This window comes from Gammaproteobacteria bacterium, from assembly GCA_013816845.1.
Taxonomy (GTDB): Bacteria; Pseudomonadota; Gammaproteobacteria; order DSM-16500; family DSM-16500; genus Aquicella.
On sequence record JACDDU010000001.1, the window covers coordinates 64,079 to 76,739 of the forward strand.

At 38.7% G+C, this 12,661-nt stretch carries 13 protein-coding genes; 4 read left to right on the top strand and 9 right to left on the bottom strand.

Annotated features, from left to right (window positions below):
- Window positions 1-22: 22 nt before the first annotated feature.
- A complete protein-coding gene (msrB, locus tag H0W64_00320; protein ID MBA3660154.1) occupies window positions 23-550 on the bottom strand; it encodes a peptide-methionine (R)-S-oxide reductase MsrB in 528 nt (175 codons plus the stop codon).
- Between the two features lie 149 nt (window positions 551-699).
- Here msrB and msrA point away from each other — a divergent pair, with 149 nt between their 5' ends.
- The 3 genes from msrA to H0W64_00335 all read left to right on the top strand — a co-directional run bounded on the left by msrA (window position 700) and on the right by H0W64_00335 (window position 3,755).
- Entirely contained in the window at window positions 700-1,221 is a 522-nt protein-coding gene (gene msrA / locus H0W64_00325; GenBank protein MBA3660155.1) for a peptide-methionine (S)-S-oxide reductase MsrA, read from the top strand.
- Between the two features lie 848 nt (window positions 1,222-2,069).
- Window positions 2,070-2,780, top strand: a complete 711-nt coding sequence (locus H0W64_00330; GenBank protein MBA3660156.1) for a hypothetical protein — start codon at window positions 2,070-2,072, stop codon at window positions 2,778-2,780.
- A 543-nt stretch (window positions 2,781-3,323) separates the two neighbouring features.
- Window positions 3,324-3,755: a hypothetical protein gene (locus tag H0W64_00335; protein MBA3660157.1), complete on the top strand. Its 432-nt coding sequence runs from the start codon at window positions 3,324-3,326 to the stop codon at window positions 3,753-3,755.
- Between the two features lie 50 nt (window positions 3,756-3,805).
- Here H0W64_00335 and H0W64_00340 read toward each other — a convergent pair whose 3' ends face one another.
- The 8 genes from H0W64_00340 to H0W64_00375 form a co-directional block, all read right to left on the bottom strand.
- Window positions 3,806-4,120 carry a hypothetical protein gene (locus H0W64_00340; protein ID MBA3660158.1) on the bottom strand — a complete coding sequence of 105 codons (315 nt, stop codon included), beginning with the start codon at window positions 4,118-4,120 and terminating at the stop codon, window positions 3,806-3,808.
- Window positions 4,121-4,170: 50 nt separating this feature from the next.
- Entirely contained in the window at window positions 4,171-5,454 is a 1,284-nt protein-coding gene (locus tag H0W64_00345) for a phospholipase (protein ID MBA3660159.1), read from the bottom strand.
- Window positions 5,455-5,616: 162 nt separating this feature from the next.
- Window positions 5,617-6,624: a protease SohB gene (sohB, locus tag H0W64_00350; GenBank protein ID MBA3660160.1), complete on the bottom strand. Its 1,008-nt coding sequence runs from the start codon at window positions 6,622-6,624 to the stop codon at window positions 5,617-5,619.
- Between the two features lie 24 nt (window positions 6,625-6,648).
- Complete coding sequence (locus H0W64_00355; GenBank protein MBA3660161.1) at window positions 6,649-8,688, bottom strand: VTT domain-containing protein; 2,040 nt, start codon at window positions 8,686-8,688, stop codon at window positions 6,649-6,651.
- A complete protein-coding gene (gene lipA, locus H0W64_00360; GenBank protein MBA3660162.1) occupies window positions 8,688-9,632 on the bottom strand; it encodes a lipoyl synthase in 945 nt (314 codons plus the stop codon). The genes H0W64_00355 and lipA overlap by 1 nt, the downstream gene beginning before the upstream one ends.
- Before the next feature lie 106 nt (window positions 9,633-9,738).
- Window positions 9,739-10,398, bottom strand: coding sequence for a lipoyl(octanoyl) transferase LipB (gene lipB / locus H0W64_00365; GenBank protein MBA3660163.1), 660 nt, complete (start codon window positions 10,396-10,398; stop codon window positions 9,739-9,741).
- 47 nt (window positions 10,399-10,445) lie between these two features.
- On the bottom strand, window positions 10,446-10,727 hold the full coding sequence (locus tag H0W64_00370) for a DUF493 domain-containing protein (protein ID MBA3660164.1): 282 nt from the start codon (window positions 10,725-10,727) through the stop codon (window positions 10,446-10,448).
- A 14-nt stretch (window positions 10,728-10,741) separates the two neighbouring features.
- A complete protein-coding gene (locus H0W64_00375) occupies window positions 10,742-11,974 on the bottom strand; it encodes a D-alanyl-D-alanine carboxypeptidase (protein MBA3660165.1) in 1,233 nt (410 codons plus the stop codon).
- A 231-nt stretch (window positions 11,975-12,205) separates the two neighbouring features.
- On the opposite strand from H0W64_00375, the gene H0W64_00380 reads away from it, so the two are divergent.
- Window positions 12,206-12,541, top strand: a complete 336-nt coding sequence (locus H0W64_00380; GenBank protein ID MBA3660166.1) for a helix-hairpin-helix domain-containing protein — start codon at window positions 12,206-12,208, stop codon at window positions 12,539-12,541.
- Window positions 12,542-12,661: the final 120 nt, after the last annotated feature.

Here is a 12,661-nt window from a genome sequence, read left to right on the forward strand (position 1 = left end):
TTTTCATTTTTCCTTCCTTCATTCAATTGGGATTATCACGTGATGTGGGGTTAAACAAAGGTAAGTATTTTCCATACCCCCTTTTTTCTAATTCATTCACGGGAATAAAAAGGAGTGCTGCAGAATTCATACAGTAGCGTTTGTTTGTTGGAGGGGGACCATCATCAAAAACATGACCCAAATGCGATTGTCCAACTTTAGAAACTACTTCTGTTCGGTCCGTTAACCATCCCGCTTCCTTTTTTAGTTCGATATAATCCATGGTGATGGGTTTAGTAAAACTGGGCCAGCCCGTTTTTGAATCATATTGATCACGTGAACTAAATAAAGGTTCACCGGTTACAACATCAACATACAAACCCTGCTCCTTATTATCCCAATAGGAATTTTCATAAGCGGGTTCAGTTCCCTTTTCTTGCGTTACGTAATATTGCATTGAGGTTAAATGTTGTTTAATTTCATTATGACTGGGGCGAACGTAGGCAGGATCTGCGAATGCGTGGATGGATATTAAAAGCAAAACCGGAAAAAAAAGTTGTGAAATTTTCATTCTCGACATCCATTGTCTGTCATGATTAATTAGTATAACCGAAAGTCTTTCTAAGTTTTTTATGTTTTATACATAAAGAGGTAAAAAATTTGAAAAAAGTAATCTTGTTGGGCCTTGGGCTTTTTTTTATTAGCTTCATTAATAATGCCATGTCGATGCAAAAAGCGGTTTTTGCAGCAGGCTGTTTTTGGTGTGCAGAACATGATTTTGAAAATGTGCCTGGGGTCTTAAAAGTTATTTCTGGTTATACGGGGGGAGAGCTAAAAAATCCTACGTATGAACAGGTTTCAGCTGGTGGAACTGGACACTTTGAAACAGTGGAAGTTTATTACGACCCTGGAAAGATAAGTTATGAACAATTGCTAAATTTTTTTTGGCATAATGTGGATCCCGAAGATGGTACAGGGCAATTTTGCGATAAAGGCGACTCCTATCGATCCGCCATTTTTTACCAAACTGAGGCAGAGAAAAAGATGGCAGAACAAAGTAAATCACAATGGAAGGAGTCCGGACGATTTAAAAATATTGCAACTTTAATCCTGCCAGTCAGGCAATTTTATCCAGCGGAAGATTATCATCAAGATTATGCCAAAAAAAATCCAGTGCGATATCGATTTTATCGATATAGCTGCGGGAGAGATGCAAGATTAGCGATGCTTTGGGGAAGTTAGGATTTTACCCTACCGATAAGTCATCTCATAGCAACGAAATCATTCCTCTAATACCAATTCGTATGCGCGAGGGATCATTACTAATGAAGGGATGTCACTCATTTAAATAGGTTTTTGTTTTGGGCTATATTGTCTTTAATTCACTTGCCAAGTGTATAACTTCCCGCAACCATTCAAGTAAGCAATTATATAGCGATGATCATCATCATATTTATTAAGTGAGTGAGGCTAATACCTGATTCACCAGAAAGATATTTACCGAAATCTTGATGGGCGAATTCCAATTTCTTTCCATATAATCTCCTACTTGCTTTTGATGCTTAATTTAAGTATCGCACATCATCATTGACTCAATGATTGAAAAAACTAGCAAATTTCTTATAGAAAATGAAAGGCTTAGGCCCCCGAGCCCTGAAGTACTAATTTGGTATATAATTACATCATATGCATAAGGTAACTACATCTTAAGCTAATGTTTTAAGGATATGAATAACTTTGATTTAGATACGTAGCCAAGAGTACATTTATCATGATGGTTGTTGCTAAAGTCATAGGTCATACAACAGCTCTTCAATTGTAATGTGAGGCAACGTGTTATGGGGTATCGCAAGAAATACACCGGAGAAAGATTTTCCCGGCAAAATTTACACGAAAGATTGAGTTGATGAATACGTACTCCGATAGGAGAAATAAACCTAGAAGATTTTGGTTTATTACTTGGGTCTCAACCTGCGTCCGGCAAGGCCGGCTATGCCAATTTTTGTAAAGCGTATGTTTTGTTGATGGTGACAGGGTGACAGCATGGGTCGAGTCTTTATTTAAATTATTTATTGAGGAGAGTAAGAGTTATGGGCGATGCAACCATTGAATTTAAATCTGGGGATGAATTAATAAAATATTGTTTACATAATAGTTTAAAAAATCATCCTTTCTTTCAGAACGAAGCGAACTACGATTTAGCTCATCTCTGGGCATTAACGAAAATTGGTAAAACTTATAAAAACCAAGATCCTATTTGGATTTCACATATTTGTTCCAAAATTACCGATGCTGAATTGCGATGTTTTTTAATAGCGGATTTGAATGATGATTTGGGTCATGGTGATTACGACCACAGACAAGAATTAGTATTACAAAGCATGGGTGAAACCTTAGAGCCATGGGCTTTTGCTGATAAAAAAACCATGCTTGAAGCAGAAGATAAACAATTTGCAGCGCGATTGCATGAATTAAAAATGCATGACGATGTGAGAATCTCATTGGGTGCAGTTTTGGCCGGATTTATGTTCGGTGAAGTTATTATTGATTATATTTTTAAAACCTTGCGTTTAAATAAAGATAAATTGACGCATGTAAAATTTGACGAATGGTTTCATGGTGGACACTACCATGGTGGTGAAGCCCAAACGACAGGACATCAGGATGACAGTATGAAAATTGCCCGCAGTATCACCAATACAAAAACGCCTGAGGATTTAAAACAAATTGTGTTAGGTGTTAAAGCTGCTGAAAAAATTTATCGGGAAATGTTTGATTTACTGAATGGGTTAAAAAGCTGATGTAAGAAAAATATCACGAGACTTTTAACTAATAGATATTTCAACAATTGAATTAGCGTTCTGTCGTCATCTGTAAAGCTAGTAATATGAGCAGGCTAGTTTATCAGTAAGAATATAAGTTTCTTATGCAATGATGTAAAATAATCGAGCGGACGTTGCCAATTGTAAAAATTTTTGAGTCATTGCTTTTGGCAAAAATTAAAGTTGCTACGTTAAATTCATATACAAACCATCTTGCAATTTAGCCATTCAATATGAATGATCAACCGTAAACTAGAAAAAATTTTCTTTGGAAGATGATGTGACAAAACATAATTTTTGGCTTTGAAGCATCGATATAATATCTTGCTCAATTTTCTTATATTCTAAAGTTAACCCCCTATCAAGTTTAATCAAGCACATATCGATCAATTTCATATATTTCATTTGCGGTGGTGGGAGCTAAAATCTTAGCTGGTTATTCACTTGCATGAAACTCAATATTTATGACAAAATTCAGGCTTAAAATCTACTCTGCGGTTCAAAAATTAAAAGGATATTCATGTGAAAAAATTGATACTGCTAGCTTTAGGCTGTTGTGCCAATCTCGGTTTTGCGGGAGAATTGCAACAATATAGTGACGTAAAACAAGCGATTATTTCAGGTATTCCAATTCATATCGTTATTGATTTCACGAAGTGCACCTCAAATAAAGGTGTTAAAATTGATTTTCATGCTAAAGAATTATTTGGATCGCTCACACCCAATGAAATTGCTGTGGTTGATGATCATATTGCAGCTTCTTTTTTTCACTTTACACTTGATCATCCTAAACACTTAGATATGCCCGTTTATGAATTTGGTAAATATAGTCTGACGAATGACAATATCTTGCATTTTTCTCATCAAACTTTAGATGCGCGAACTTTTTATCAGAACTCAGAGAAATCAACCTATCATTGTAAGTTGAATCAAGCAGTTAAAATTTATTCTTAAATGACATTTACGCTTCAAGTTGATTATTAAGTTTCCAATCAACTTGAGGATTATTTAAACAATTGTAAAAGTGGGATCATTGAAACAATGATAGCAAGCGCAACAAAAGGCGCAATAGGGATGATAAGCATCACTGTCGCTATAGATAAATTTCGCCCAACTCGCCATCCACACACAATAATAATAAATGCATAAAGAATAACTAAAAAAACAATATCAAAAATAAAGTAATCACTTCGATGCGTAACAACCATAGCTAAACAAAAAGTAGCAATGTAAAAAGCAATCAGTGATTCTACCGTTATTTTTAAAAAAATATTCCATGAAACGCCACTTGATAATTGCCTCGAGGTATTTTCAGGCATTTTTTTCCTTAGAAAAATAAAGGATGAAGATGACATTAGATAAAGCCATTTCAATTTACATTAATTGAGAATAATTTTTTAGTAAGAATCAAACCATCCAAAATTGCTTGCTCTTTCTCTTTGGATTGTAGCAAAAGAACTTGTTCTTCAGTGGGAATACCGCGTTCTCTGCTTAATTGGATGAGGGTGCTCCAGCCCCACCATTTAGTAGTCCAATGATAGTCATAAACATTAGCAGTAATAACACGGCGCATGAGTTTCTTGGTTTTTGGATCAAGAAAGAAGAGCGGGGCAATGTCGGTATTACCGTTACCATTAATTTCATCAGCATAAGGAATTAAATCAAGGACAGGATGTGTTGCAACAAATCCTTGTTGATAAGCTGCAAAAATTTCATTGACTGAAGCTTGTAATGCTTGTTGTAAAACAATGCGGTTCATTAAATTCTTATTTGTAAAAAAGGCTCGGTCCCCATAAGCTAACCAATGTGTACCTTCTGCGTTATGGACATGAACGCCATAAGCATTCTCTTCTCGATGCATAAACCCGGCAAGAAGAGAACCTGTCACATTGGGCGAAACTCCTTTAAATAATTCTAAACGCGGTGTTCTGATGTGACCTGCTGCGAATCGATCACTCAGAAAATGACATGCTAGTGCATTCATTGCATAAGCCATTTCTAACTGTTTGATATTCCTATTGTGATGCGCGGTAATGGCTTGCTCTATAGCGACTTCATGCCCAGCTTCATAAGCTAAGAGAGCATGATCGTTGAAATGATCAAAGTCTAAATTCGCTAATCGCAAATAACGTCCGGGTTTTAAAAACCAAGTGCCTTCTTCACAACCGCCACCTGTGATGCAATTTAATTGACGATTCGTATCACCGGCCATTTTTTCATAAAGCTTTTCTGGATCCTCGCCACGATTGATAGCATCCGTAATAACTTGGTATTCATGATGAAGTAAAGCTAAAATTTGCGTTGCTTCATTATAAGCTTTTAAGTCATTTGCAAAAGATTGGAAAGCTTTTACAAACCGACGGCGTCGCTCAACAGGATCGGAAGATTGAGAAATGGGTTGATCTTCAATTTCATAAAAATCACCAAATGAAACAATATCACCGTAAGATAGCTTCAAACCATTTGGCATGGTCATGACGTAATTAGATTGACCTGGATCATTTTTGGAAAAAAAAAGTTTTACACTATTGCCGAGGGCAATATGCTCAGACCCTTCAAAAGAAGGATAAAGTGGACCGGACCAACTTGGACAAGCTAAGAGTGTTATACTTAAAGATAATATTATTGTAATGAATATATTCACCAAACGCATTGCTGTGTCCTTTCGTTAGCGCAAATTTTTTGAATTTTAACAGATCAAGAAGATTTTGCACATCTCGACTCAGCCCGCTTGAGAGTAAAAAATTAATAACTATGCGTTTTACCATACAATAAGGCGGGCAATATTAAACATGACCGCCTTATTTAATAAAGATTAAGTCACTTTGAAACGTGCAACATCCATCAGGCGTTGTTGCAAATTGCCTGAAGATCCCATTAATTTATTTAAAAATGGTTTTTTTACTTCATACGCAATTTCATAAAGTTCGGCTTCTTTACTTTGCTCGAGGATATAATCATCACTTGTTTGAATAACATCGATAAGATTTAATTTTAAAGCTTGTTGCCCAAGCCAATATTCACCCGTGGCAACTTGTTTAATATCAATGTTAGGGCGGTAATCTAAGATTAAATTTTTGAAAAGTTGATGAATATCTTCAATCTCTTCCTGTAATTTTTTTCGGCCCTCTTCAGTATTTTTACCAAAGACTGTAATAGTGCGTTTGAATTCTCCCGCCGTGTATTGTTCAAAATCGATATGTTTATCTTGTAATAATCGATGGAAATTAGGCAGTTGGACAACCACGCCAATAGAGCCGATGATTGCAAAAGGAGCTGCATAAATCGTATTAGCAACGCAGGCCATAAGATAACCGCCACTTGCGGCAACTTTATCAATAAAAATAGTTAAGGGAATATTACGTGCCCGAATCCGTTGTAGTTGTGCTGCTGCTAAACCATACGCATGCACAACACCGCCAGCTGATTCTAAACGCACCATTACTTCATCGGTGGGCGTTGCTACATTCAGCACTGCAGTAATTTCTTCACGCAAAGTTTCAACCGCGCTCGCTCGCATGTCACCATGGAAGGTCAAAACAAAGATGTGCTTGCGACCATTTTCTTTGAGGCGAACTTTTTCTTCAGCCTTTTGTTGTTTTTGATAGTGTTTAAAATGCTTTTTTGATTCGGTTTCACTTAATATCAATTCAGTATTTTCCTGAAATTTTTTATTTAAGTGATTAATTGTTAGTTTACCCCTTGTTTTGTGTTTACCTTTGCCTAGCAGCGCGACTAAGGTGATGAGAATAATTAAAATAATAATTAAGATAATGAGTGCTTTTGAACCAAACAAAAGCAATTGAAGTAATATATCTGGCATAAAAAATTCCCCAGTAAATTTTTGTTAAATATGCAGTGCTTTAATAAGAAGGACTTTTCGTTTAACCCATTTGTTAGAGCCATAGCCCACAGGTACAGTAGTTTCTAATAGTTTCCATTGCCAGTGTTTTAATACGTCAGGATTTGGAAAAATAAGTTGAATATCAATCTCTAATTCACGGTTATTCGCCCGGTAAAGCCAACTGTAAGACCTGGGAACCAGACTGACTGTTCCTACCCATAATTTCGCTTGAGTGGGTTCAAGGTATCGATTGGAATCCCATAACCGAATAACAACCATACGTTTTGGAGATTCTAAAAACCGCGTTAAAATCAACTCAGGCCGGTTATCTAAGTATTGAGGTGAAATCATCGGTAAATATTGTGTACTACTAATGTCTGTAATGCGATGTATCGTGCTGCCTAAATTTCTTGCTGGCGGTTTTGACCATCCAGCTAAAAAAAGACTATCACGAATTTCGGCGAGATCGCCTGCCCATTCAAGATTAATGCGCTGTGATGGAAAGCCAAACAGGCTCACTTGATAAGCGGGTAAATTGCCATTCCGCAGCCACCATTCAGCACCATTTACAGCGATGGGAGGCATTTGGTCTTGGCGGTAAGCTTGTGCTAAGGTCGCGAAACGTATGTGATGATACCAAGAAAAACTTATAGCTAAAGTAACTAAGATAATGAAGAGAATTTTTAAAGACGGAATAGCCCGTTCCGGTTGGCGTTGATAAGAGATCGCAACCACAGTTAAAATCGCGGTTCCCATTAACCAACCCGCCAGCACATCCGTAAACCAATGGGCACCGAGATAAAGTCTTGATATGCTAATCGCCATCGCCAAGATAAAGGGCACTACATACAAAAGCCCACGAAATTTAGTCTTTATGGCATACACTAAGAGCCACGTTAAACCAAGATAAGTTGTTACTGCTGCGGTTGCATGGCCGCTAGGCATAGAAAAAGTTTCAATGGATTGAATGAGCCCCCAAGGTCTGGGAATAGAAATAAGATGTTTTACAACAAAAACTGAACTTGCGGTTAAGAATCCGAGTAAAAAGACATGCGCCGCTGCTCTAACGCGTCGCATCAAAATTAAGCTGGCAATCACCACGATGTAGATGGGTAAGATGACATTTTTTTGTCCCAGCAAAGTAATGTTAATCATCAATGCATCGAGGGCTGCACTTCTTAATGATAGTCCCCTAAAAAAATGAAAAGTAACATCATTGACCAGAAGGTTTTGTGCACCAACTAGTTTTACGTAAGTCAGTAAAGAGATAAGTAAAATGCAAGTTAGTAGAAAAAGTAAGGCAAGACTAAATTGTCCATAGGTTTTACTAGCATCATAGTGCTTTAAAATGACGGTTGTCGGAGAGAGATAGCGAGAATTTTGCAGTTTTCGCCATAATTTAGTTTGCACCATATTAATTCGATCTTTCAGTAACATGGTTAATTTAATTAATAGCCAGAAGCATAAAATAGTAAAGAGGAGTAAAAATAGAAAAACTAAAATAACGTGGACCGCAATGTCGGGCGGTAATTCAAGTGAAGCGGCTCCAAGTAAAATTCCGGGTAACATATAGGCAGGTGCCCAACCAATGGCCGAGGCCACATTAGCTAGGGTAAACTGAAAAGGTTTCATTCCCAGCATCCCGGCTACGAGCGGGACAAGGGCACGCACTGGCCCAACAAATCGACCGATGAAGACACTCATGACGCCATATTTATGGACAAAGGCTTCACCTTTGTCGAGGACGTAAGGATTGGTGCGAAAGGGCCACATGCTTTTAATACGATCTTTAAAATAATGACCCATCCAATAACTAATGCCATCTCCTACAATGGCGCCTAGAGTGGCCCATAAAATAGTAGGACCCAGGGGAATGACACCCGCACCCGCGAGTGTACCAATGGCAGTCATGGTGATCGAACCGGGAACAATGGTGCCAATAATGGCGACCGATTCGGCCGCAGAAATAAGAAAGGTTGCAAGACCTGCCCATTCCGGATTGGCATTTAGCCATTGTAATAGCGGACTAACGAAATCCGACATTAACTAACCTCTTCTCCCGCAGCTTGTTTATCAGCATGATAGGAAGACCTGACAAGTGGACCACTGGCAACATTGTTAAATCCTAGCTTTTTAGCAAAATCGGCAAAGGCTTTAAATTCAAGGGGTGTCACATAGCGTAAAACGGGTAAATGGAATTTACTGGGTTGTAGGTACTGGCCCAATGTCACCATTTCCACATCATGATTGCGCAAATCTTGCAAAACTTGTTCAACTTCTGCATTAGTTTCTCCTAACCCCAGCATCACACCTGATTTAGTTGGAATATGAGGGAAGCGCTTTTTAAAAGCTTGGAGCAATTGTAACGAATGCTGATAATCGGATCCGGGACGCGCTTGTTTGTAGAGACGAGCGACAGTTTCAATATTATGGTTAAAGACATCGGGTAGATCAGTTGCTGTCGCGTCTAATGCAGCCTCCATTCTTCCACGGTAATCCGGGACAAGGGTTTCAATTTTAATGGTAGGGTTTTGTTCACGAATGGCTTTAATGCATGCTGAAAAATGACTTGCTCCGCCGTCGCGTAAATCATCACGATCAACAGAAGTCACGACAACGTATTTTAATTGCATTTTAGCAATCGTCGAGGCGAGATGCGCCGGTTCATTAAGGTCCAGGGGATCGGGACGACCGTGGGCAACGTCACAAAAACTACAGCGTCGCGTACATTTATCACCCATAATCATAAAAGTTGCGGTGCCATGCGTGAAACATTCTGGCAGATTAGGACAGGAAGCTTCCTCACAAACCGTGACTAGTTTGTTTTCGCGGAGGAGAGCTTTAAGGTCGTTAACTTTTGAGGATGCGGGTAATCGAATTCTAATCCATTCTGGTTTACGTAAAAGCGTCTCGGAAGGCACGATTTTAATCGGAATACGTGCAAGTTTCTCTGCACCTTTTTGTTTGTTGTTTGTTTTAATTTCCATTACTCGGGCCCAACATTGTCAAGATTGATGATGCATTATACTCGTTTGCAAGCTTAAAACAGGTAGCGTGCTTGCTTCAATGATTAAAATGTGAAACGTAAAACATTTAATCACAGCGAATTCCATACTGATAGTCTAAATGCTTCAATAGAAAAGGATAAAGTACGCTCGCTATATTTTGAGTATCTTCAGCTTTTTGGGTGTGTAGCGCTAAGGTTGTCATTTGTAAATTAGCAAAGCCACAGGGATTGATCTGACTAAAAGGCGCCAAATCGAGATCAATGTTGAAAGCAAGGCCATGATAGGCACAGCCTCGCTTAATGCGAAGACCAATGGATGCTATTTTTCTATGCTCTGCCAAATAAATTCCAGGGGCTTCACGCTTTGCAAATGCTGTAATTGATAAAGTTTGAAGAAAATCAATTATGGTAAGTTCAAGGTTACTAACTAAGTCTCGAATCGAAAATTTCTTTCTTTTCAGATCCATCAAAATGTAAATCATTAATTGGCCGGGACCATGGTAAGTTACTTGGCCGCCTCGGTCGGTTTTAACAATCGGAATGTCGCCTGGATTTAAAATGTGTTCAGGTTTGCCATTTTGCCCTTGGGTATAAACCGGTTCATGTTCCAATAACCAAATTTCATCGATGGTATCGCTATCACGCATTTGGGTAAATGCTTTCATGGCATCCCAAGTCTTCAGATAGTTTTGAGAACCTAACCAACGAACGTTCACTATTTGGCTTGGCACAGGTGCCGACAGCATGGGCTGCGGTACAGTGTTGATGGCTTGATATGACGCAGGATGCGTACTCATAAAGCCATCAAAACAATAGGCGATGAAGAAAGATCCTGATAAATACGATCCAATTGTGGTTTTGAATCAACATACACAGTAATACTTAGAGCAATATATTTACTATTTTCACTCTTACGCGCTGTCAATGAATGTTTGTCTGGATGTGTTAAATGTTTCTTGATCATCGCTAAGATTGTTTTCTCGAATTCATCCGTGTTTGCACCAAACACTTTAATCGTAAAATCACAAGGAAACTTGATTAACGATTCTTGAGAAATGTCTTTATCATCATTCATAAACGGGTAAACCTCTAACCAGTATTAACTTTATCATCGGATGATTTAGAAAAATATTTATGAATTTTCATTTTCACTGAATCAGATGCGCGACGCCAAACATTCCCCTGCGGATCCGTTTCCAATGCAACAAGCGGGGTTTGGGCAATGATTTGATTATTAATACTTACATTAAGCGTACCGCAAGATTGCCCTTTATTAACCGGCGCGCGTAAAGGATTGTTTAACTGCATATTAGCTTGCAGTCGTTTGTACTGACCGGTTGGAACGGTCACGTATAAATCTTCGTTCAAACCCAAGGGAATTTCCGATTGTGCGCCTTGCCAGACTCGGGCAGTCGTTAACGAAGCCCCAGCATTGTAAAGCTTATGGGTTTCGTAAAAACGGAAGCCATAAGTAAGTAGGCGAATGGAATCTTCGTTGCGAGATTGGTCGGAAGGCTCGCCCAGCACCACGCTAATTAATCGCATTCCATCTTTTTTAGCTGAGGAAACTAGACAAAAACCGGCTTCATTAGTGTGGCCTGTCTTCAAACCGTCGGCGTATTGATAGCGCCACAACAAACGGTTTCGATTTGGCTGTCGAACGCCATTATACGTTAACCATTTTTCAGAATAGTAACCATAATCTTCGGGAAAATTTCTAATATAGGATTGGGTCAAAATAGCTAAATCCCGGGCAGTAGAGTAATGGTCGGGATTGGGTAAGCCCGTGCTATCCATAAAGTGGCTGTCATTCATTCCTAAAAGTTTGGCTTGTTGATTCATAATAGCGGTGAAAGCTTCTTCCGTCCCTGCAATGTGTTCTGCCATGGCGACGGTTGCATCATTTCCCGATCCCACAACGATGCCTTTGACTAAATCTTTAACAGGAACTTCTTCCCCGGCCTTAATAAACATCCGTGACCCTTCAGTTTTCCAAGCTTTTGTACTAACGCGTACTTTGTCATCAAGTTTAATTTGCCCATTCTTAAGTGCTGTCGAAATGATGTACATGGTCATGAGTTTCGTTAAGCTTGCCGGGGGTAGACGTGTATCGGCAGCCTTTTGGGCAATAATTTTACCGCTCGTTGCATCAAGGAGCATATAAGCATTGGCGTCAATATTGGGAGCGCTCGGGGTGAAGGAAGGTTGCTGAGGTTGGGTAGGAATCGGAATAACTGGATTAGCATTAAGCGGAAGCGCAGATAAAAATAAGCTTATAAGCGCAAAGGATAACGTCATTTTATTAAAAAATTTCGCTTGCATGCTGATTACCTTATTATGAAAGATTTAAGCGTGATGTGATGTTCAAAGTTTAGCAAAATTATTTATCTACCGGCTATAGTTAAAGCTAGATTTTTTAAGTCTTTAGCGATATCCTTACCGCCAGATTCAGCACTCGTTCGTTTTCGTATCATCTTTACCCTCCCTTTCAAAAAGTTCCATTCCCCAGTTTGTTTAATTAACTTAACTTTTTAAATCCTTTAGGAGAAATTTATGCGATTTTACCACGTTTTTGTGGCAATCTTATTTTTGTTTCCATACCATTTTAGCTTTGCAGCCGGTGTTTCATCTCTTGAGACCAAGAAGCCGACATCCGTCCAAACCCAACCGGTAGTTTCACCCAAACCTGTTAATATTAATCAAGCGCCTGAAGAAGACTTGATGCGTATAACAGGTATGACGAAATCGAAAGCTAAATCGATTATTGCTTATCGGAATAAACAAGGCCAATTCGCAACGCTTGATGATTTAAGTAAAGTAAAAGGGTTTAAACGCGTCAAACCCGATAAGCTGCAAGCGATGGTGCAGCAAATGACCTTGAAGTCATAATATATAATATTTTATTCACGTCCGTTTTTGGGGCGATGTAGAATAATTGGAATATTTATTCCTACAGCAAGCTATTCCTGGGAATGCAATACCTCACTTGGGAGTAGCTTGTTAAGGTAA